This window comes from Kitasatospora hibisci (assembly GCF_043950205.1).
GTDB lineage: Bacteria > Actinomycetota > Actinomycetes > Streptomycetales > Streptomycetaceae > Kitasatospora > Kitasatospora hibisci.
Genome location: NZ_CP171642.1, coordinates 2907501 through 2929501, shown reverse-complemented (window position 1 = coordinate 2929501; position 22001 = coordinate 2907501). Strand labels below are relative to the sequence as shown.

Sequence of the window (22001 nt, the reverse complement as noted above, 5' to 3'; positions counted from 1 at the left end):
GGAGGGCTTGCGGTGGTGGCTGTCGAGGGCTGGGAGGACGTCCCGGCGGAGGTGCGCAGGCGGCACGCCGAGCTGGCGGCCGAGATCGAGGACCACCGCGCCCGCTACTACGAGCAGGACGCGCCGATCGTCAGCGACGCCGAGTTCGACGCCCTGATGCGCGAGCTGGAGGGACTGGAGGACGAGCACCCGGCGCTGCGCACGCCGGACTCGCCGAGCCGGAAGGTCGGCGGCGCGGTCGTCGCCGACCTCTTCGCCGCGGTCGAGCACCGCGAGCGGCTGCTCAGCCTGGACAACGCGATGGACGACGACGAGCTCGCCGCCTGGGCCGAGCGGGTCGCGGCCGAGCTGGCCGGCATCGAGTACCACTACCTCTGCGAGCTCAAGGTGGACGGCCTGGCCGTCAACCTCACCTACGAGAACGGGACGTTGGTGCAGGCCGCGACCCGCGGCGACGGCCGGGTCGGCGAGGACATCACGGCCAACGTCCGCACCATCAAGGAGATCCCGCACCAGCTCAAGGGGGAGAACGTCCCCGAGCTGGTCGAGATCCGCGGCGAGGTCTACTTCCCGACCGAGGCGTTCGAGGCGCTCAACGCCTCGTTCTCGGAGGAGAACGAGCGCCGCCGGCAGGAGAACGAGGAGCGCGCCAGGGAGGGCAAGCGCCCCCGGGCGATGATCCGGCTGTTCATGAACCCGCGCAACGCCGCCGCCGGCTCGCTGCGGCAGAAGGACCCGCACGTCACCGCTTCCCGTCCGCTGCACATGGTGGTGCACGGCATCGGCGCCCGGGTCGGCCTCGACATCGACAACCAGTCGCACGCCTACCGGCTGCTCCACGACTGGGGGCTGCCGACCGCCCGGCACAACAAGGTGGTGGGGACGCTCGACGAGGTCCGCGCCTTCATCAGGCAGTTCGGCGAGCAGCGGCACTCGGTCGAGCACGAGATCGACGGCGTCGTGGTCAAGGTGGACGAGATCGCCCTCCAGGGCCGGCTCGGCTCCACCTCCAAGTCCCCGCGCTGGGCGATCGCCTGGAAGTACCCGCCGGAGGAGGTCACCGGCAAGCTGGCCGCGATCAAGGTCGGCATCGGCCGCACCGGCCGGGCCACCCCGTACGCGGTGCTGGCCGAGCCGGTGAAGGTGGCCGGCTCGATGGTCCAGTACGCGACGCTGCACAACCAGCAGATCGTCAAGGCCAAGGACGTGCTGCTCGGCGACACCGTGGTGCTGCGCAAGGCCGGCGACGTCATCCCGGAGATCCTCGGCCCGGTCTACGACCTGCGGGACGGCACCGAGCAGGAGTTCGTGATGCCCTCGCACTGCCACGAGTGCGGGGCCGAACTGCGCCCGATGGCCGAGGGCGACATCGACCTGCGCTGCCCGAACGCCCAGTTCTGCCCGGCCCAGATCCGCGAGCGGATCGCCTTTCTGGGCGGCCGCTCGGCGCTGGACATCGAGGGCCTCGGCTACGTCGCGGCCACCGCGCTGACCCAGCCGCTGGAGCCGGCCGAGGCCCCGGTCAAGGACGAGGGGGACATCTTCGGCCTGACCGACGAGCAGCTGCTGCCGATCAAGGTGCTGGTTCGCGACCCGAAGACCGGCATGCCCAAGCTGGACGACAAGACCGCCGAGGAGAAGAAGGTCTCCTTCTTCGCCACCACCACCGGCACGCCGAAGAAGTCGCTCCAGACGCTCCTGGACAATCTGGAGAAGGCCAGGGACCGGCCGCTGGCGCGATTCCTCAACGGACTGTCGATCCGTCACGTCGGCCCGGTCGCCGCGCAGGAGCTGGCCCGCGAGTTCCGGGACCTGGACCGGATCTTCGGGGCGAGCGAGGAGGAGCTGGCCGCGGTCGAGGGTGTCGGGCCGATCATCGCCCGCTCGATCAAGGAGTGGTACGAGGAGGAGTGGCACCGCGGGATCCTGGAGAAGTGGCGCGCCGCCGGCGTCCGCTTCACCGAGGAGGCGGGCGACGAGGAGCAGGGCGAGCGTCCGCTGGAGGGGCTGACCGTGGTCGTCACCGGGACGCTCGACGGGCACACCCGGGACGGCGCCAAGGAGGCGCTGACCTCGCGCGGGGCCAAGGTCACCGGCTCGGTGTCGAAGAAGACCCACTTCGTGGTGGCCGGCGACAACCCCGGCTCCAAGTACGACAGGGCCGTCCAGCTCGGGCTGCCGATCCTGGACGACGCGGGCTTCGCCGTGCTGCTGGAGCAGGGTGCGGCGGCGGCCCGGGTGCATCTGGGCCTCCCGCCGGAGCCCGAGGAGGCGGAGCCGGTGAAGAAGGCGCCCGCGAAGAAGTCCCCCCGCAAGGCCCCCGGGCAGCCCGTCGAGGATGCGGTCGGGGACACCGCCGGGGACACCGCCGGGGAGGCCCCCGCGGAGGGCTGACCCGCGCGCGGAGCCGTCGAATCCGTCTTGTTATCGTCCTGATGCAACGTCATCGGGTGCCGCACGCCGGGAGCGGGCATGGTGTCACCGTGCGGCACTCGGACGGGGTGGCGCGTTTCCGGTTGTCCGAAAGTCTGCCCGCCGGGTGGAGCCCGGAATACCCTGGAGCGCAACAGAGTGTCAGCAGGGGTGGGGGCACCGGCTGAGCCGGTCTCCGCGGGGTCACTCATGCCCGGCAGCTGCCGGCACCGGCACGGTGCCTCACCGTAAGGCGGCCTGACGGGGCGGGCCCGACGGAGGACAGGGCTTATGGATCGTACGACCGGCGGCGCGCCCACACGCCCGCCGCAGGGAGTGGCGGGTGCGGTCCTGCTGCTCGGCGTACTGCTGGCCGGCGCCGCACCGCTCATCCCGCTGGCCGTCCTGGTGTACCGGTACGAGCCCGAGCTGCTTCCGCTGTTCGCGGTGCCGCTGGCGGTCCTGGTCGCCGCCTGGCGGATCGCCCGCGACCGGGCCCGGGACCAGCTCACCGATGCTCTGACCGACCTGCCCAACCGCCAGGCGCTGCTGCTGGCCGCCCAGGAGGCGATCGCCGAGCACGAGCAGGGCTACAGCGTGGGCCTGATCCTGCTCGACCTGGACCGGTTCCGGTCGCTCAACGACACCCTCGGGCACACCGCCGGGGACCGGCTGCTGGTGCACATCGCCCGCCGGCTGCACCGGGCGCTGCGCTCGGGCGGCCCGGCCGGCAGCGCCACCCGGGAGTCGATCGACGACGTCTTCGCCGGGCTGCCCCGGCACTACCGGGGCGGACGGCCGCTGGTGGCGCGGATGGGAGGCGACGAGTTCGCCGTCCTGCTGCCCGGCGTGGGCTGCCCGGGCACCCTGGAGCGGGTCGCCAAGGCGTTGATCGCCGAGCTGGCCGCACCGATCCGGCTGGACGGGCTGCTGCTCGTCCTGGAGGCGAGTGCCGGGGTCTGCGTCTACCCGCAGCACGCCCAGGACGCCGAGGCGCTGCTGCGCCGCGCCGACGTCGCGATGGGCCACGCCCAGCGCGGCCGGACCTCGGTCGAGTGCTACGACGAGGCCCAGGACGCCGACACGCCCTACCGGATAGGGCTGCTCGGGGACCTCCGGCGGGCGCTGGAGACCGGCGAGGTGCAGCTGCACTACCAGCCGAAGGTGGCCTTCGACGGCCGGGTGGTCGGGCTGGAGGCGCTGCTGCGCTGGGAGCGGCCCGGCCAGGGCAAGGTCTCACCGGACGAGTTCGTCGGGCTGGCCGAGTCCAGCGGGCTGATGCCCCGGCTGACCGACTACGTGCTGGAGGCGGCCGTCGGCCAGCTCGCCCACTGGCGGGAGCAGGGCCTCCAGGTGCAGGTCGCGGTCAACGTCTCGCCGCGGGACGTGCTCAACCCCGGCTTCGCCCAGCGGGTCGCCGGCCATCTGGTCCGCCACCAGGTGCCGGCCCACGCACTGCAGCTGGAGATCACCGAACGGTTGCTGCTGGACGACTCCCGGCGGGCCGCCGACACCCTGGCCGAGCTGCGCGGCTACGGCGTCGGGATGTCCCTGGACGACTTCGGCACCGGCCACTCCTCGCTGGTGCGGCTGCGCAGCCTCCCGGTCGGCGAGCTGAAGATCGACCGCTCCTTCGTCTCCCGGATGGTCGCCGACGACCACGACGCGGCGGTGGTCCGCTGCTCGGTGGAGCTGGCGCACTCGCTGGGCCTGACCGTGGTCGCCGAGGGCGTCGAGGACGACGAGACCTGGGAGCAGTTGCAGGGGCTGGGTGTGGACGCCGTGCAGGGCTGGCTGGTGTCGGCGGCACTGCCGGCCGATCAGGCCACCGCCTGGCTGCGGGTGCACCGCACCGGCGCCCCGCCGGTGGAGCGGATGGCCGCCGCGACGCTGCCGCCGGCCGCGCCGCCGGTGCTCCCGCCGTCCCTGCAGGCGCCGCTCCCGGCGCCGTTGCAGTCGCGGCAGCCGTTACCACCGCTGCCGCAGCCCGTGCCGGCGCCGGTCGCCTCGTCCGCGCAGCCGGTCGCGGCGGCCTTCCCGGCGTCCTCGTTCCCGAAGCCCCCGGTGCCGGCGGCGTCCGTGGCGGCGGCCTCCGTCGCCGCATCCGCGCAGGCCTCGGGGCGCCACTCCTCCCCGCTTCCGGCGTCCGTGCCGACGTCCGCCTCGGCGACGGTACCGTCGGCCGCCACGCCCGCCGTGCCGCAGGCGCGACCGCCGGTGCTGCCGCCGGTGGTCCAGGCGGCGCAGGCCGCACAGCTGGAGATCCAGGCCCCGGCCACCCCGAACTGGGCTCCCACCGGGCCGCAGTAGCGCCCGCGGGCGCCGGGGTGACCGGACCCGCCCGTTACTCGTTGGCCGGTGGCCGGGCCGTGCCCCATAGGATGGGGGCCACAGACCAAGAGGACGGGAGCGCCGAGCCGGCTGCTCCCGCCCGGGCCCGGTACCGCCCCACGGCACCGCCGGGCCTCACCAGAACTCACCCTGAGGATCGCTGCATGCCTGGCATCACGCGCGAGGAGGTCGCCCACCTCGCTCGGCTGTCGCGTCTTGAGTTGCAGGCCGAAGAGCTGGACCACTTCGCCGAGCAGCTCGACGTGATCATCGGCGCGGTCGCCCGCGTTTCCGAGGTCGCCGGACAGGACGTCCCGCCGACCTCCCACCCGCTGCCGCTGACCAACGTCATGCGCGCGGACGAGGTGCGGCCGTCGCTCACCCCGGAGCAGGCGCTGGCCGGTGCCCCGGCCGCCGAGGAGCAGCGTTTCCGCGTTCCCCAGATCCTCGGGGAGGACTGACCGAGATGACCGAGCTGAACCGCACCCCCATCATCAAGTGGGGCGCCGCCGAGACCGCGGGCGCCATCGCCAAGGGCGAGGTCTCCGCCGTCGAGGTCGCCCAGGCCCACCTGGACCGCATCGAGGCCGTCGACAAGAAGGTCAACGCCTTCCTGCACGTCGACACCGAGGGCGCGCTGAACGCGGCCAAGGCCGTCGACGAGAAGCGCGCCCGGGGCGAGGAGTTGGGCCCGCTGGCTGGCGTCCCGCTCGCGCTCAAGGACGTCTTCACCACCAAGGGCGTGCCGACCACCTGCGGCTCCAAGATCCTCGAAGGCTGGATCCCGCCGTACGACGCCACCCTGACCAGGCGTCTCAAGGACGCCGGCGTGGTCATCCTCGGCAAGACCAACATGGACGAGTTCGCGATGGGCTCCTCCACCGAGAACTCCGCCTTCGGCACCACCGGCAACCCGTGGGACCTCTCCCGCATCCCCGGTGGCTCCGGCGGCGGCTCGGCCGCCGCGCTGGCCGCCTTCGAGGCCCCGCTGGCGATCGGCACCGACACCGGCGGCTCGATCCGACAGCCCGGCGCCGTCACCGGCACCGTCGGCGTGAAGCCGACCTACGGTTCGGTCTCCCGCTACGGCCTGGTGGCCTTCTCCAGCAGCCTGGACCAGGGCGGCCCGTGCGCGCGGACCGTGCTGGACGCGGCGCTGCTGCACGAGGCCATCGCCGGCCACGACCCGCTGGATTCCACCTCGATCGACGCGCCGGTCCCGGCCGTGGTCGAGGCCGCGAAGATGCGCGACATCCGCGGCATGCGGATCGGCGTCGTCAAGGAGTTCGCCGGCGAGGGCTACCAGGCCGGCGTGATGCAGCGCTTCCACGAGTCCGTGGAGCTGCTGCGCGAGCTGGGCGCCGAGGTCGTCGAGGTCTCCTGCCCGTCGTTCAACCTGGCGCTGCCCGCGTACTACCTGATCGCGCCCAGCGAGGCGTCGTCCAACCTGGCCCGCTTCGACGCGATGCGCTACGGCCTGCGGGTCGGCGACGACGGCACCCGCTCGGCCGAGGACGTCACCGCCCTGACCCGTGAGGCCGGTTTCGGCCCCGAGGTGAAGCGCCGCATCATCCTCGGCACCTACGCCCTCTCCTCGGGCTACTACGACGCCTACTACGGCTCGGCCCAGAAGGTGCGCACGCTCATCTCGCGCGACTTCGACGCCGCCTTCGCCGGCGTGGACGTGCTGGTCTCCCCGACCACCCCGACCACCGCCTTCCCGATCGGCGAGCGTGCCGACGACCCGATGGCGATGTACCTGGCCGACCTCTGCACGATTCCGTCGAACCTCGCGGGCAACGCGGCCATGTCGCTGCCCTGCGGGCTGGCCCCGGAGGACAATCTCCCGGTCGGCCTGCAGATCATCGCACCCGCGATGGCGGACGACCGCCTGTACCGCGTGGGCGGCGCCGTCGAGGCCGCACTCAACGACAAGTGGGGGCACCCCCTGCTGGAGGAGGCACCGGCACTGTGAGCAAGATCGAGAAGGCCAAGGCCCCGAGCTCCCTGAAGGGTTTCAAGCACTCGAAGCCCGGCCTCTGGCTGTCCATCGGCACCAGCGCCTTCGGTGCGATCTCGGTGGTCAAGGACGTCCGGAAGGCCCGCGAGGAGAGCGACACCCTCAAGCTGATCAACGCCCTGGTCGGCGCCGCGGCCCTGGTCACCGGTACCGCCCTGCTGGTGCGCGAGCTGCGCCGCCTCGGCGACGACGACGTGCTGCTGGGCTGAGCAAGCCCTCGGCCCGGCCCGCACCCACCGTGCGCGGCCGGGCCCGTACCTCCACAGACTTTTAGCGAAGGGGACGCTGTGAGCGTCATGAACCTGGTCTCCTACGAGGACGCTCTCGCGTCGTACGACCCGGTGATGGGCCTTGAGGTCCACGTCGAGCTGGGCACCAAGACCAAGATGTTCTGCGGTTGCTCGACCGAGCTGGGTGCCGAGCCGAACAGCCAGGTCTGCCCGACCTGCCTGGGCCTGCCCGGCTCGCTGCCCGTGGTCAACTCGGTCGGCGTGGAGTCGGCCGTCAAGATCGGCCTGGCGCTGAACTGCGAGATCGCCGAGTGGTGCCGGTTCGCCCGGAAGAACTACTTCTATCCGGACATGCCGAAGAACTTCCAGACCTCGCAGTACGACGAGCCGATCGCCTTCAACGGCTACCTCGACGTGCAGCTGGAGGACGGCTCGACCTTCCGCGTGGAGATCGAGCGTGCCCACATGGAGGAGGACACCGGCAAGTCCAGCCACGTCGGTGGCGCGACCGGCCGCATCCACGGTGCCACCCACTCGCTGCTGGACTACAACCGGGCCGGCATCCCGCTGATCGAGATCGTCACCAAGCCGATCGTCGGCGCCGGCGAGCGCGCGCCCGAGGTGGCCCGCGCGTACGTGGCCGAGCTGCGTGAGCTGATCAAGGCGCTGGGCGTCTCCGAGGCCCGGATGGACAAGGGCCAGATGCGCTGCGACGTCAACCTGTCGCTGCGCCCGAACGGCACCGAGACCTTCGGCACCCGCTCCGAGACCAAGAACGTCAACTCGCTGCGCAGCGTCGAGCGGGCGGCCCGGTTCGAGATCCAGCGGCACGCCACCGTGCTGATCGACGGCGGCACCATCGTCCAGGAGACCCGGCACTTCCACGAGGAGGACGGCAGCACCACCTCGGGCCGGATCAAGGACAACGCCGAGGACTACCGCTACTTCCCCGAGCCGGACCTCGTGCCGATCGCGCCCGCGCGCGAGTGGGTCGAGGAGCTGCGCGCCGCGCTGCCGGAGCTGCCGCGCGTGCGCCGGGCCCGGCTGCAGTCCGAGTGGGGTCTGTCCGACAAGGACATGCAGGCGGTGCTGAACGCCGGTGCGGTCGAGCCGATCCAGGAGACCATCGCCGCCGGGGCCCCGGCGGACCAGGCCCGCAAGTGGTGGATGGGCGAGCTGGCCCGCCGCGCCAACGAGACCGGCACCGAGCTGAGCGAGCAGCCGATCACCCCGGCGCAGGTCGCCCGGGTCACCGCGCTGGTCGCCGAGGGCAAGCTGAACGACAAGCTGGCCCGCCAGGTCATCGAGGCCGTGCTGGCCGGCGAGGGCGAGCCGGACGAGGTCGTCGAGAAGCGCGGCCTGGCCGTCGTCTCGGACGACTCCGCGCTCGGCGCCGCCGTCGACCAGGCCATCGCCGAGAACGAGGCGATCGCCGCCAAGATCCGCGACGGCAAGGTCGCCGCGGTGGGTGCGCTGGTCGGTGCGGTCATGAAGGCCACCCGCGGCCAGGCCGACGCGGCCCGCGTGAAGGACCTGATCCTGGAGCGCCTCGGCGCGGCAGGACAGTAGGCACAGCCTGGAGCGCCTCGGCGCGGCAGGACAGTAGGCACAGCCTGGAGCGCCTCGGCGCGGCAGGACAGTAGGCACAGCCTGGAGAAGCTGGGCGCCTCTGCCTGATCTTCCTAAGGTGCCTAAGGCGTCTAAGGCCACCTAAGTAGGGCCTAAGGCCCGGTTCCACCTCCGAATCGGAGTGGGACCGGGCCTCTGCCGTTTCCCGGGGCCCCGTCTAAGGCATCCGGGGCCCGGAAGATCGGTCAGGCTCCCGATGTGGCGGCCCCGCCTGGGGGAGGAAGCTCTTACTCGACAGCGAAACGCAGTGAAACCCAAAAGGGGAAACCGAAGTGATCGAGTACGAGCTCATCCAGCAGCAGGCACGCGAGCTGCACGCCCGCGCCGAGCACCAGCGCCTGGTCCGCGAGGCCAAGGAGGGCAGCCGCGGCTGGCGTCGGCAGCCGTCCACCCGTGCCGTGCGGCGCACCCAGCGCCTGCAGGAATGCTGACGGACCGGCACCCCCGGGGTGCCGAAGGGACTCTCGAAGGGGAGGCGCTGCAGGCGAGCGCCTCCCCTTCCGGGCGTTCGGGAGCCGGGATAACCGCTCGGCCGGGTGGATCGGCATATGGCATGCTCGCCTCCATGCAGCAGATATCGGTGAGTCCCGTCTTCGTCGGCCGCGGCAGCGAGATCACCGAACTGACCGACGCGCTGCGGCGGGCCGGGGCGGGGAGCCCGCAGACCGTCCTGATCGGCGGCGAGGCGGGCGTCGGCAAGACCAGGCTGCTGGAGGAGTTCCTCGACCGGGCCCGCTCCGCCGGCGGGGGAGTGGCGGCCACGGTCGGCGGCTGTCCGGAGGTCGGCGCCGAGGGCCTGCCGTACGCACCGCTGGCCACCGCGCTGCGCCGCCTGCACCGGAGCCTGGGCGCCGAACTGGAGGCCGCGGCCGCCGGCCTGGAAGGCCATCTCGCCAGACTGCTGCCCGACTTCGGCGAGGAGGACGGCGGACCCAACGACGAGTACGGCCGGGCCCGGCTGTTCGAGCACACCGCGAGGCTGTTCGAACGGCTCGGCGCGGACCGTACCCTCGTACTCGCCGTCGAGGACCTGCACTGGGCCGACCGCTCCACCCGGGAGCTGCTCGCCTACCTGGTCCGCACCCTGCACCGGGCCAGGGTCCTGCTGGTCGCCACCTACCGCACCGACGACCTGCACCGCCGTCACCCGCTGCGACCCTTCCTCGCGGAGCTGGAACGGCTGCGCACCGTCCGGCGGTTGGAGCTGGAGCGGTTCGGTCCGGGCGAGGTCGCCGCGCAGCTGGCGGGCATCCTCGGCACCGCCGCGCCCGACCGGCAGCTGGTCGACCGGATCCACCGCCGCTCCGAGGGCAACCCGTTCTTCGTCGAGGAGCTGGCCACCTCCTACCGGGAGGGCTGCTCCGCCGGGCTCACCGACTCGCTGCGGGACATCCTGCTGGTCCGGGTCGAGGCGCTGGACGAGGAGACCCAGCGGGTGCTGCGGATCGCCGCCGAGGGCGGCTCCTACGTCGAACACGCGCTGCTGGCCGCGGTGCTGGAGGACGAGGAGGCGCTGATCGAGTCGCTGCGCACGGCCGTCGGCGCCAGCATCCTGCGTCCGGACACCGACGGCGACGGCTACCGTTTCCGGCACGCACTGGTCCGCGAAGCCGTCTCGGACGACCTGCTGCCCGGGGAGCGGCACCGGATCAACCGCCGCTTCGCCAGCGTCCTGGAGGAGCAACCGCACCTGGTCGGCGCCGACGTCCGCCCGGCCCGGCTGGCCAACTACTGGTACCACGCGCACGATCCGGCCCGGGCCCTGCCGACGGCGCTGGACGCCGCCCGGGCCGCCCGGCGGCGCAACGCCTTCGCCGAGCAGCTGCGGATGCTGGAGCGGGCCCTGGAGCTGTGGGACGAGGTCTCCGAGGACGTCCTGGCGAACACCCTGCGCCCGTACGACTGGGCCGAGACCTACCCGCCCGGTTCCTGCGACCACAGCGCCGAGGACCAGGACTGCGGCCGGATCCAGCTGATCGACGTGCTGGCCGAGGCGGTGGTCGCGGCCCGGCGCAGCGGCGACCGGGAGCGCGGGCTGAGCCTGGCCAAACGCGGGCTGAAGCTGGTCGACGAGACCGAGCACCCGGTGCGCGCGGCCTGGTTCCGGATGAACCGGGCCCGGATGCTCGGTCACCTGAACCGGGCCGGGAACCACGACGAGGCGGCGCACGCCCGGCGGCTGGTGGAGAACCTGCCCCCGTCCGCGGTGCAGGCCGAGGTGCTGGCGCTGAGCGCCGGCATCGCGATGCTCACCGACCCGACCGAGGAGGACGTCCACCTCGCCCAGCGGGCCGCGGAGATCGCCCGCGAGGTCGGGGCGCACGCGATCGAGCAGCACGCCCGGATGACGCTCGGCTCGCTCCGCAGCGACCTGCACCACGACCCGGAGCGGGGCATCGCAGAGCTGGCCGAGGCGGTCGCCGCCACCCGCGGGCTCGGTGTTCCGGACGTCCTGTTGCGCGGCATCAACAACCTCGCCAGCATGCTGCAGTCGCTCGGCCGCGCCGAGGAGGCGGTGGCGCTGGCCCGGGAGGGACTGGAGGCGGCCGACGGCAACGGGCTGCTGCGCAACGTGGGCACGATCCTGACCGGCAACCTCGCCGAGGCGCTGCTCGACCTCGGCCGGGTCGACGAGGCGACCGCACTGCTGGCCGACTCCGAGCAGGTCGACCCGCCGGGCAGCCACGCCGAGTTCCTGGACAGGCTGCGCGGCGACCTCGCGGTCCGGCGCGGGGACCTCGCCGCCGCGGCCGGCATGCTGGCCCAGGCCCGGGCGTCCAAGCAGAACTGCCAGTTCCAGCACAGCGTCCCGATCTCCCGGCTGGCGATGGTGCTCGCGGCCCGCGCCGGTCGGCCGGCGGAGGCCCGGGCCGAACTCCTCGCCGTCATCGAGGGCCACCTCCCGGCCGGGAACGAGGCCTCGCTGTACCCGCTGCTGGCGCTGGGCGCGGGCGTGGAGGCGGACCACCGCGGCCTGCCGGAGCTGGACCGGGACCGGCCCGCGGTGCTCGCGCGGATCGCCGCGGCGGTGGCCGGGCTGACCCCGAAGGCGCCGCTGCACGAGGGCTGGGCCCGGCTGTTGGAGGCCGAGCTGGCCCGCGCCGAGGGGACGGACACCCCGGCGCACTGGGAGGCCGCTGTCGCGGTGCTGCGGCCGACCGGGCTGCCGTACCCGCTGGCGCTGGTGCTGCTGCGGGCAGGCGAGGCCGAGGTGTTGGCCGGGCGGCGCGAGGCCGGTGCGGAGCGGCTGCGCGAGGCGCGGGAGCTGGCCGGGGTGCGGGGCGACAGCTGGCTGCGGGCGGAGATCGACGCACTGGCCGAGCGGGCCGGGCTGGTGCTCACCACGCGCCCGGCGGCCGCCGCCCCCGCGCGGCCGTCGCCGGCCGGCGACTCCTTCGGCCTCACCCCCCGTGAGCGGGACGTGCTCCGGTTGCTCGCGCGGGGCCGGACGAACCGGCAGATCGCGGAGGAGCTGTACATCTCGCCGAAGACGGCGAGCGTGCACGTCTCCAACATCCTCGGCAAGCTCGGGGTGGCCGGCCGGGGTGAGGCCGCCGCACTGGCCCACCGGTTGCGCCTGTTCCCCGAGGAGTTGGTGCCGGCCGGGCGGTGACGCGGGCCGAGCCTCGGTCCGGCCCCGGTGGCGCCCCGGGCGGTCCGGCGGTCGGAGGGCGCTGACCCGTGCTCCCGTGCGCGCCGCGTGAGCCCCCTCGTGCGCGCCCCCGCCAACCGGCCCGTTCCGGCGGAATCGGGTGCAATTCCCCACTCCGGCACCATTACTCTAAGTGGAGTGTGCGTGTCATTGAGTGACCGAAGTGGTGTAGGGTCCGGAGTGGGAGCATCGGTGCGGTGTGTCGGCCGGCAGGCCGTCCACCCCCTGGGTCGCCACCCTGGCGGGGCGGCAGGTCACCGCGTACGGCCACCAGCTGCGCGGCCGGTGGTCCGTGGCCGGGGCGCCGGGCCCCGCGCCGGAGGGGGAGAGGTCGAGTGAGCTCCACCGAAGCGGTGCTGCCCGGAACCGGACGGCCGGGGGCGCCGGACGCCGACGCGGGCCCGGCCGTCGACCGGCGCGGACCGGCGCGCCGGCTGCTGGACAGCCGCAGCCTGCCCGGCGTCGTCCTCGGCGGGCTCTGCCTGGCCTACGCGCTGGGCGCAGCCTTCGGTTGGGGCTCCCGCCAACTCGCCGTCTTCATGGGGGACTTCGGTCTGGCGGCGGCGGCCCTCGCGGCGGCGCTCTCCTGCCTCGCCTACGGCTGCACGGTCGGCGGCCACGCCCGCCCGGCCTGGCTGCTGTTCGGCCTCTCCTCACTCATGGTCGCCTTCGGGAACGGCACCTGGGGCTGGTACGAGCTGGTCGAGCGAACCCAGCTCCCGCAGGACTCGCTGGCCGAGTACGCGTTCCTGCTCTTCGCCCCGCTCGCCATCACCGGCGTCCTGGTGCTCGCCCAGCGCCCGCGCAGTGCGGCCGGCTGGCTCTGCCTGATGCTGGACGGCTGGCTGGTGGCCGGCTCGCTGTTCACGCTCAGCTGGAGCCTGGCGCTGGGCCGGATCGCCGCCGGCGAGGACGGCTCCGCGCTGCGGCTGGCGCTCAACCTGGCCTACCCGGTGCTGGACATCCTGTTGGTCAGCCTGGTGGTCGGGCTGCGCTTCGGCGGCCGGGACGGCAACCGGGCCGCGGTGCACACCGCCATGATCGGCCTGGCCGTCACGGTGCTCTGCGACGCCCTGTTCACCTCGCCCGAGCTGCGCAACAGCTACCACTCGGGGGAGCTGCTGGACGCCGGCTGGTTCGCCGGCAGCCTGCTGCTGGCCTGGGCGCCGTGGTCGCCGCGCTGGCGCCGGCCGCTGCGCGAGCACCCCTCCGCCGGCGGTCTGCCGCGCCGCCGGGTGGCCACCACCTTCAGCGCCCTCACCCCGTACGCGGCGGCCGCCGTCTGCACCGCGGGCATCCTCTACAACGCCCTCGGCGGGCGCCCGTTGGACCGGGTGGTGGCCGCGGCCGCCTGCACGGTCGGGCTGGCACTGATCCTGCGCCAGGGCGTCATGCTGCTGGACAACCTCTCGCTGGCCCAGGAACTCGCCCACAAGGAGGCACACTTCCGGTCCCTGGTGCAGGGCTCCAGCGACGTCATCATGATCGCCGGCGCCAACGGTGTGCTCTCCTACGTCTCCCCGGCCGCGCTCGGCGTCTACGGCCGCGACCCGGAGGAGCTGGTCGGCGGCAACCTGCTGGACCTCGTCCACCCCGAGGACGTGGACCGCGTGTTGATGGAGGTCCGCCGCTTCCTGGCCCGCGGCCGGCTGCTGGTCCACCGATCGCCGGGCGCCGCCGGCGAGTCCTCCCCGACCCGGGTGGAGTGCCGGATCAGCTCCGGCTCCGGCGAGTGGCTGTACGTCGAGTCGACCGTCGACCGGTACCGCGACGGCCTGATCCTGAACAGCCGGGACGTCACCGAACGCGTGATGCTGCAGGCCCAGTTGCAGCACAACGCCTCCCACGACCCGCTCACCGACCTGCCCAACCGCGCGCTCTTCGCCCATCGGCTCCGGGCCTCCCTGGCCACCCGCGGGCCGCAGGAGGGGGCCGGCGCCGGCATCGCGGTGCTCTTCCTCGACCTCGACGGTTTCAAGGCGGTCAACGACAGCGCCGGCCACCAGGTCGGCGACGAGCTGCTGGTCCAGGCCGCCCGCAGGCTGCAGGGCGCCGTGCGCAGCGGGGACACCGTCGCCCGGTTCGGCGGCGACGAGTTCGCCGCACTGGTCTGCGGACCGCTCGGCCGGCTCCAGGTGCAGGAGCTCGCCGAGCGGCTGCGGGTGGCGCTCTCCGAGCCGTACTGGATCGGCGGGGCCGAGCTGAGCGTCGCGGCCAGCATCGGCATCGCCTTCGGTACTCCCGAGCGCGGCCCGGCCGCCGACCCGAGAGCCGCCACCGACGAGCTGATGCGCAACGCCGACCTCGCGATGTACCGGGCCAAGTCCGAGGGCAAGGGCCGGGTGGTGCTCTACACCCCGGCTATGCGGGCCGACCTGGAGCGCCGCACCGAGCTGGACGAGCGGCTGCGGGTCGCCGTCCGCGAGGGCGGCTTCACGCTGCTGCACCAGCCCGTGGTCGACCTCGCCACCGGCACCGTCACCGGTGTCGAGGCGCAGGCCCGCTGGCGCTCGGCGCAGGGCCTGCTGCTCACCCCCGCCGAGTTCCTGCGCTCCGCCGAGCACGGCGACGCGGCCGCCCGGTTCTCCCGCTGGCTGATCCACGAGGCGGTGGGGGCCGCCGCGCGGCGGCGCGGGCCGGCGGACCGGGCCCGCTCGGGACCTTCACCGGTCCCGGTCTCGGTCCGTCTCTCGGCCGAACGGCTCTGCTCGCCCGGCACCTACGAGGCGGTGGTCGCGGCTCTGCGCGACAGCGGGCTGCCGGCCGGCCAGCTGGTCGTCGAGGTGGCCCGGATGGGCTCGGACGCGCTCGCCGACGAGCTCGGCAGGCGGCTGGCCGCGCTGCGCAGGCTGGGCGTCTCCACCGCGCTGGCCGGACTCGGGGCCGGCAGCGGCTCGCTCGGAGCGCTGGCCCGGCTGCCCTTCGACTCGCTCAAGCTGGACCGCACGCTGGTCCAGGACCTCGGCGAGCCCGGGCTCGGCAGAACCCTGGCCGGACACGCCCTGCGGCTCGGCCGGGACCTCGGGTTGGGCACCGCCGCCGAGGGGGTGGACCTGCCGCGCCAGGCCGCCGTGCTGCAGGAGCTCGGCTGCCGGCAGGGGCAGGGCTCGGCCTTCGCCCCGCCGCTGGACGAGACCGGACTGCGCCGTGCGCTGGCCCGGCGGGCGTACCCGCTGCCGCGACCGCTCGGCCCGCTCACGGCCCGCCGCGGCTTCCTCGCCGCCGACACCCGTCCGGGTGGCCGGGGGGAGTCCGGTGCAGGGCGTGTCGAACATCACCACGGTGCCTCCGACCTGCCCGAACACCGTGCCGTGGCGGGTCCAGGGCGGGGTCCGCATGGCGAGACTGTCGTCCCACCTGCTTGACAGTCGGCCCCGCACGGGAGGAAGGTCGTTGCCATGCGCACCCGAATTCTCGTACTTGGCGGGCGCGTCGGCTGAGCGGGCCATGCCCTGCTCGTGAGAGACCGACGCGCCACCCCTCGCATGCCCTTGGCACGAGGGGTTTTTTGTTGCACTGACGCTGTTCCACCAGGCAAGACCCCCTGGCCCCGATCGCCCGAACTGCTCCGATTTACCAGGAAAAAGCGGGACGATTGGGGCAGAGCCGGCGATCGGCCCGACCAGCGGTACCCCACCCTCGACAACCGGGGACCGCAGCCACCAGGGCCGGCAGAAACCGAGAAGAGACAGGCAGATGACTGAGCACGCCGCATCCCCCCGCCGCGGGGACACCCCGGCCGCCCACGCTCCCCAGCACGTCGTCGAGACCATGACCGGCGCCCAGTCGCTCATCCGCTCGCTTGAGGCCGTGGGCGCGGACACCGTCTTCGGCATCCCGGGCGGGGCCATCCTTCCGGCGTACGACCCGCTGATGGACTCGTCCAAGGTGCGCCACATCCTGGTCCGCCACGAGCAGGGCGCCGGCCACGCCGCCACCGGATACGCGCAGGCGACCGGCAAGGTCGGCGTCTGCATGGCCACCTCCGGCCCGGGCGCGACCAACCTGGTGACCCCGATCGCCGACGCCTACATGGACTCGGTGCCGATCGTCGCCATCACCGGCCAGGTCGCCTCCAAGGCGATCGGCACGGACGCCTTCCAGGAGGCGGACATCTGCGGCATCACGATGCCGATCACCAAGCACAACTTCCTGGTCACCGACCCGGCCGAGATCCCGCGCGTGATCACCGAGGCCTTCCACATCGCCGCCACCGGCCGTCCCGGTCCGGTCCTGGTCGACATCGCCAAGGACGCCCTGCAGGCCACCACCACCTTCCGCTGGCCGGCCGAGACCTCGCTGCCCGGCTACCGCCCGGTCACCAAGCCGCACGCCAAGCAGATCCGCGAGGCCGCGAAGATGCTGGTGAGCGCCAGGCGCCCGGTGCTGTACGTCGGCGGCGGCGTGCTCAAGGCGCACGCCACGGCCGAGCTGCGGATCCTCGCCGAGCTGACCGGCGCCCCGGTGGTCACCACCCTGATGGCGCTCGGCGCCTTCCCGGACAGCCACCCGCAGCACCTGGGCATGCCCGGCATGCACGGCAGCGTCCCCGCGGTCACCGCGCTGCAGAAGTCGGACCTGCTGTTCACCCTGGGAGCCCGCTTCGACGACCGCGTCACCGGCAAGCTGGACAGCTTCGCCCCGTACGCCAAGATCGTCCACGCGGACATCGACCCGGCCGAGATCGGCAAGAACCGCCCGGCCGACGTGCCGATCGTCGGCGACGCCCGCGAGGTCCTGGCCGACCTGATCGTCGCGGTCCAGGCCGAGTTCGACGCCGGCCACAAGGCCGACTACGCCGACTGGTGGACCAAGCTCAACGAGTGGAAGCAGACCTACCCGCTGGGCTACGAGCCGGCCCCGTCCGGGCAGCTCTCCCCGCAGCAGGTCATCGAGCGGATCGGCAAGCTGGTCGGCCCGGACGCGATCTACGCCGCGGGCGTCGGCCAGCACCAGATGTGGAGCTCGCAGTTCATCCAGTTCGAGAAGCCGGGCACCTGGCTCAACTCGGGCGGCGCGGGGACCATGGGCTACGCCGTCCCGGCCGCGATGGGCGCCAAGGCGGGTCTGCCGGACGCCGCGGTCTGGGCGATCGACGGCGACGGCTGCTTCCAGATGACCAACCAGGAGCTGGTCACCTGTGCCCTGAACGGGATCCCGATCAAGGTCGCGGTCATCAACAACGGCTCGCTGGGCATGGTCCGCCAGTGGCAGACCCTCTTCTACAACCAGCGCTACTCCAACACGGTGCTGCACGCCGGCCCCGACCACGACGGTGTCGAGCCGCCGGTCCAGGGCGGCACCAGGATCCCGGACTTCGTGATGCTCTCGGAGGCGATGGGCTGCGCCGGCCTGCGCTGCGAGCGCCCCGAGGACCTCGACGCGGTCATCAAGCAGGCGATGGAGATCGAGGACCGCCCGGTGGTCATCGACTTCATCGTCCACCAGGACGCCATGGTCTGGCCGATGGTCGCGGCCGGCACCAGCAACGACGAGATCCAGTTCGCCAAGGGCGTCCGGCCCGACTTCGGCGACGACACCGACTGACGGCCCACCCGTCCCGCCGCCACCCCTCTTACGACCGGCTCGCCGGACCCCCCTAGCGACCGAGGAAACAGAGACACATGTCCAAGCACACCCTCTCCGTCCTGGTCGAGAACAAGCCCGGCGTGCTCGCCCGCATCGCCTCGCTGTTCTCCCGTCGGGGTTTCAACATCGACTCCCTCGCCGTCGGCCCGACGGAGCACCCGGACGTGTCCCGGATGACCATCGTGGTCAACGTCGAGGACCTTCCGCTGGAACAGGTCACGAAGCAGCTCAACAAGCTCGTCAACGTGATAAAGATCGTCGAGCTCGACCAGGCCGCTGCGATCCAGCGGGAACTGGTCCTGGTGAAGGTCCGCGCCGACAACGAGACCCGGTCGCAGATCGTCGAGATCGTCCAGCTGTTCCGCGCCAAGACGGTCGACGTGTCCCCGGACGCCGTGACCATCGAGGCCACCGGCAGCTCGGACAAGCTGGAGGCGATGCTCCGGATGCTGGAGCCGTACGGCATCAAGGAGCTGGTCCAGTCCGGCCTGGTCGCCATCGGACGCGGCGCCCGGTCGATCACCGACCGCTCGCTGCGCGCCCTCGACCGCAGCGCGTGACCCCCGGGAACGGCGCGCCCACCACCGGCGTGACCACCGCCGACGCGCGCCGTCTCACCCCCTGAAGCACCGCCCCACACCCCCGCCGGGTCCACGTACCGTAGGAAACGCAGTACCCGGCAAGACCATCACGCAAGGAGATGTGCCCCCGTGGCCGAGCTGTTCTACGAAGACGACGCCGACCTGTCCATCATCCAGGGCCGCAAGGTCGCGGTCATCGGCTACGGCAGCCAGGGCCACGCCCACGCGCTGTCCCTGCGCGACTCCGGTGCGGACGTCCGGGTCGGCCTGAAGCCGGAGTCGAAGTCCCGCCAGAAGGCCGAGGAGGCCGGTCTGCGCGTGGTCACCCCCGCCGAGGCCGCGGCCGAGGCCGACGTCATCATGATCCTGGTCCCGGACCCGATCCAGGCCGACGTCTACGCCCAGGACATCGCGCCGCACCTGAAGGCCGGCGACGCCCTGTTCTTCGGCCACGGCCTGAACATCCGCTACGGCTTCATCAAGCCGCCGGCCGACGTCGACGTCTGCATGGTCGCCCCGAAGGGCCCGGGCCACCTGGTCCGCCGCCAGTACGAGGAGGGCCGCGGCGTCCCCGCGATCGTCGCCGTCGAGCAGGACGCCACCGGCAACGCCTTCGCCCTGGCGCTCTCCTACGCCAAGGGCCTGGGCGCCACCAAGGCCGGCGTCATCAAGACCACCTTCACCGAGGAGACCGAGACCGACCTGTTCGGTGAGCAGGCCGTCCTCTGCGGTGGCACCGCCGCCCTGGTGAAGGCCGGGTTCGAGACCCTGGTCGAGGCCGGCTACCAGCCGGAGATCGCCTACTTCGAGTGCCTGCACGAGCTGAAGCTCATCGTCGACCTGATGTACGAGGGCGGCCTGGAGAAGATGCGCTGGTCGGTCTCCGAGACCGCCGAGTGGGGCGACTACGTCACCGGTCCGCGCATCATCACCGACGCCACCAAGGCCGAGATGAAGAAGGTCCTCGAGGAGATCCAGGACGGCACCTTCGCCAACACCTGGATCGCCGAGTACAAGGCCGGTCTGCCGAAGTACAACGAGTACAAGAAGGCCGACGAGGACCACCTGCTGGAGACCACCGGCAAGAAGCTCCGCTCGCTGATGAGCTGGGTGAACGAGAAGGCCTGAGCCTGCCCGGACTCCGGTCCGACGACGGTCCTGCCGCATTCTGCAGGGTCCTTGTACAACTAGGCTGCTCCCGTCCGGGTGATTTCGCCGGACGGGAGCAGCCTGGCACCCAGCCCGTCGATACACTTCCGAGTGCGCGTCAGGCCCACAGCGTCGTGCGTCTACCTACGCGGCATGCCACCTTCCCCCGCCTTCCACGCCACCTACGTGCCGGGGAGAACCGGACAGTTAAGGACACACTGTCGTGAGCACTGCTAACACTGTGACAACCGGCGTTGTGCTGATCGCCGAAGAGCTGTCGCCCGCCACCGTCGACGCCCTCGGCCCCGACTTCGAGATCCGCCACTGCAACGGTGCGGACCGTACCGAGCTGCTGACCGCGATCGCCGACGTGGACGCCATCCTGATCCGCTCCGCCACCAAGGTGGACGCCGAGGCGCTGGCCGCCGCCCGCAAGCTCAAGGTGGTCGCCCGGGCCGGCGTCGGCCTGGACAACGTGGACGTCTCGGCCGCCACCAAGGCCGGCGTGATGGTCGTCAACGCGCCGACCTCCAACATCGTCACCGCCGCCGAGCTCGCCTGCGGCCTGCTGATCTCCGTCGCCCGCAACATCGCGCCGGCCAACGCCGCGCTCAAGCAGGGCGAGTGGAAGCGCAACAAGTACACCGGCGTCGAGCTCAGCGAGAAGGTCCTCGGCGTCGTCGGCCTGGGCCGGATCGGCGTCCTGGTCGCCCAGCGGATGTCGGCGTTCGGCATGAAGATCGTCGCGTACGACCCCTACATCCAGGCCGCCCGCGCCGCGCAGATGGGCGTCAAGCTGGTCTCGCTGGAGGAGCTGCTGGAGGTCTCGGACTTCATCACCGTCCACCTCCCGAAGACCCCGGAGACCATCGGCCTGATCGGCGACGAGGCGCTGCACAAGGTCAAGCCGACCGTCCGCATCGTCAACGCCGCCCGCGGCGGCATCGTGGACGAGGAGGCGCTCGCCAGTGCCCTGCGCGACGGCCGGGTGGCCGGGGCGGGCCTGGACGTCTACGCCAAGGAGCCGTGCACCGACTCCCCGCTGTTCGCCTTCGACAACGTGGTCGCCACCCCGCACCTCGGCGCCTCCACCGACGAGGCGCAGGAGAAGGCCGGCATCGCCGTCGCCAGGTCGGTGCGCCTGGCGCTGGCCGGCGAGCTCGTCCCGGACGCGGTCAACGTCCAGGGCGGCGTGATCGCCGAGGACGTCCGCCCGGGTCTGCCGCTGGCCGAGAAGCTCGGCCGGATCTTCACCGCGCTGGCCGGCGAGGTGGCCGTCCGCCTCGACGTCGAGGTCCGCGGCGAGATCACCCAGCACGACGTCAAGGTGCTCGAACTCTCCGCTCTCAAGGGTGTGTTCGAGGACGTCGTGGCGGAGACGGTGTCCTACGTCAACGCCCCGCTGTTCGCTCAGGAGCGCGGTGTCGAGGTACGCCTGACCACCTCCAGCGAGAGCCCCGAGCACCGCAACGTGATCACCGTCCGCGGCACCCTGGCCGACGGCGGCGAGATCGCCATCTCCGGCACCCTGGCGGGCCCGAAGCAGACCCAGAAGATCGTCGGCGTGGACGCCTTCGACGTGGACGTGGCGCTCACCGACCACATGGCGTTCTTCAAGTACGAGGACCGCCCCGGCGTGGTCGGCGTCCTCGGCCGCCACCTCGGCGACGCCGGCATCAACATCGCCGGCATGCAGGTGGCCCGCGACGGCGGCGGCGCACTGGCGTCCATCACCGTGGACAGCCAGATCCCGCAGGAGGTGCTGTCGGCCATCGCCGCCGAGATCGGTGCGCGCTTCGCCCGCTCGGTCGACCTGGGCGCCTGAGCACGCCCCGGGGCCGCCCGGGAGCCACGCAGGGCCCGTACCGCCGCCGGCGGTACGGGCCCTGCGGCGTTCGGGGGCGGCGTGTTCGAGGGCGTGTTCGGCGCTTCGGGTGACACCCCCGTCTCAGATACTAGGAAATCCAAGTATTCGTGCAGACACGGCAGGGGCGTGGCCGTACCGTGGAAGAGCCATACGGTGTGCCGCCCCTGTAGCCAGGGCCTGCGGCCCGTGTGCGCCCGTGCGCCCCGAGGGCAGGCGACCCCTGCCCCGCGCACCGTCCCGTCGCCCGTCCCACCCTCTTTGCGACGCGCTCCGCACGGCACCTCCTGTGCCTCACCCCCTCCACGCGCCCCGCGTGCCCCTCTTCGCCAAGGAGCCCGGTATGCCCCCCACCGCAGACCGCCACGCCACTCCCGCCCCCGCCACCGCCGCCCGCGCCCCGCGCCGCCGCCGCGCGGCCGAGCGGACGCCGTTCGCGGCCGCCGCGCTGCAGCGCGCGCTGGACCGCCGCGACAACGGCGGCGTCACCGGCCACCTCTGAGCGGTCTTCGCGGCCCGGCGCGTCCGCCGCGGCGTTCATCCG

General features: G+C 72.7%; 13 protein-coding genes and 1 pseudogene. All 14 read left to right on the top strand.

The features are described 5' to 3' along the window. Positions 1 to 15: 15 nt before the first annotated feature. The 14 genes and pseudogenes from ligA to ACF9IK_RS12340 all read left to right on the top strand — a co-directional run bounded on the left by ligA (position 16) and on the right by ACF9IK_RS12340 (position 21959). Entirely contained in the window at positions 16 to 2394 is a 2379-nt protein-coding gene (ligA, locus tag ACF9IK_RS12405) for an NAD-dependent DNA ligase LigA (RefSeq protein ID WP_395298551.1), read from the top strand. 369 nt (positions 2395 to 2763) lie between these two features. Beyond that, positions 2764 to 4335, top strand: a pseudogene (locus ACF9IK_RS12400) (putative bifunctional diguanylate cyclase/phosphodiesterase); the annotation flags it as partial. A gap of 572 nt (positions 4336 to 4907) precedes the next feature. Further along, the gene (gene gatC / locus ACF9IK_RS12395) at positions 4908 to 5204 is read left to right on the top strand and encodes an Asp-tRNA(Asn)/Glu-tRNA(Gln) amidotransferase subunit GatC (protein ID WP_035845952.1); all 297 of its coding nucleotides are present in this window, start codon (positions 4908 to 4910) and stop codon (positions 5202 to 5204) included. Between the two features lie 5 nt (positions 5205 to 5209). Next, positions 5210 to 6718, top strand: coding sequence for an Asp-tRNA(Asn)/Glu-tRNA(Gln) amidotransferase subunit GatA (gene gatA / locus ACF9IK_RS12390; protein ID WP_395294276.1), 1509 nt, complete (start codon positions 5210 to 5212; stop codon positions 6716 to 6718). Continuing rightward, positions 6715 to 6972, top strand: coding sequence for a hypothetical protein (locus tag ACF9IK_RS12385; RefSeq protein ID WP_395294275.1), 258 nt, complete (start codon positions 6715 to 6717; stop codon positions 6970 to 6972). Before gatA ends, ACF9IK_RS12385 begins: the two co-directional genes overlap by 4 nt. A 78-nt stretch (positions 6973 to 7050) precedes the next feature. Further along, a complete protein-coding gene (gene gatB, locus ACF9IK_RS12380; RefSeq protein ID WP_395294274.1) occupies positions 7051 to 8562 on the top strand; it encodes an Asp-tRNA(Asn)/Glu-tRNA(Gln) amidotransferase subunit GatB in 1512 nt (503 codons plus the stop codon). Between the two features lie 332 nt (positions 8563 to 8894). Further along, complete coding sequence (locus ACF9IK_RS12375) at positions 8895 to 9053, top strand: hypothetical protein (protein ID WP_395294273.1); 159 nt, start codon at positions 8895 to 8897, stop codon at positions 9051 to 9053. Positions 9054 to 9187: 134 nt separating this feature from the next. Next, positions 9188 to 12235 (top strand): helix-turn-helix transcriptional regulator, encoded by a 3048-nt coding sequence (locus ACF9IK_RS12370; protein WP_395294272.1) that lies wholly within the window; start codon positions 9188 to 9190, stop codon positions 12233 to 12235. 374 nt (positions 12236 to 12609) lie between these two features. Continuing rightward, the gene (locus ACF9IK_RS12365; RefSeq protein WP_395294271.1) at positions 12610 to 15639 is read left to right on the top strand and encodes a putative bifunctional diguanylate cyclase/phosphodiesterase; all 3030 of its coding nucleotides are present in this window, start codon (positions 12610 to 12612) and stop codon (positions 15637 to 15639) included. A 331-nt stretch (positions 15640 to 15970) separates the two neighbouring features. Continuing rightward, positions 15971 to 17821, top strand: a complete 1851-nt coding sequence (locus ACF9IK_RS12360; RefSeq protein ID WP_395294270.1) for an acetolactate synthase large subunit — start codon at positions 15971 to 15973, stop codon at positions 17819 to 17821. A 77-nt stretch (positions 17822 to 17898) separates the two neighbouring features. Beyond that, positions 17899 to 18423: an acetolactate synthase small subunit gene (gene ilvN / locus ACF9IK_RS12355; protein WP_238951331.1), complete on the top strand. Its 525-nt coding sequence runs from the start codon at positions 17899 to 17901 to the stop codon at positions 18421 to 18423. Between the two features lie 150 nt (positions 18424 to 18573). Then, positions 18574 to 19572 carry a ketol-acid reductoisomerase gene (gene ilvC, locus ACF9IK_RS12350; RefSeq protein WP_395294269.1) on the top strand — a complete coding sequence of 333 codons (999 nt, stop codon included), beginning with the start codon at positions 18574 to 18576 and terminating at the stop codon, positions 19570 to 19572. Between the two features lie 262 nt (positions 19573 to 19834). Next, positions 19835 to 21418: a phosphoglycerate dehydrogenase gene (gene serA, locus ACF9IK_RS12345; RefSeq protein WP_238951333.1), complete on the top strand. Its 1584-nt coding sequence runs from the start codon at positions 19835 to 19837 to the stop codon at positions 21416 to 21418. Positions 21419 to 21800: 382 nt separating this feature from the next. Beyond that, a complete protein-coding gene (locus ACF9IK_RS12340) occupies positions 21801 to 21959 on the top strand; it encodes a hypothetical protein (RefSeq protein WP_395294268.1) in 159 nt (52 codons plus the stop codon). The last annotated feature ends 42 nt before the right edge of the window (positions 21960 to 22001 follow it).

What these genes read in the sequence shown, in the direction of transcription:
- gatA (WP_395294276.1), top strand. Translation starts at nt 5,210, where the DNA reads ATGACCGAGCTGAACCGCACCCCCATCATCAAGTGGGGCGCCGCCGAG.
- ACF9IK_RS12370 (WP_395294272.1), top strand. Translation starts at nt 9,188, where the DNA reads ATGCAGCAGATATCGGTGAGTCCCGTCTTCGTCGGCCGCGGCAGCGAG.
- gatC (WP_035845952.1), top strand. Translation starts at nt 4,908, where the DNA reads ATGCCTGGCATCACGCGCGAGGAGGTCGCCCACCTCGCTCGGCTGTCG.
- ACF9IK_RS12340 (WP_395294268.1), top strand. Translation starts at nt 21,801, where the DNA reads ATGCCCCCCACCGCAGACCGCCACGCCACTCCCGCCCCCGCCACCGCC.
- ACF9IK_RS12360 (WP_395294270.1), top strand. Translation starts at nt 15,971, where the DNA reads ATGACTGAGCACGCCGCATCCCCCCGCCGCGGGGACACCCCGGCCGCC.
- ilvN (WP_238951331.1), top strand. Translation starts at nt 17,899, where the DNA reads ATGTCCAAGCACACCCTCTCCGTCCTGGTCGAGAACAAGCCCGGCGTG.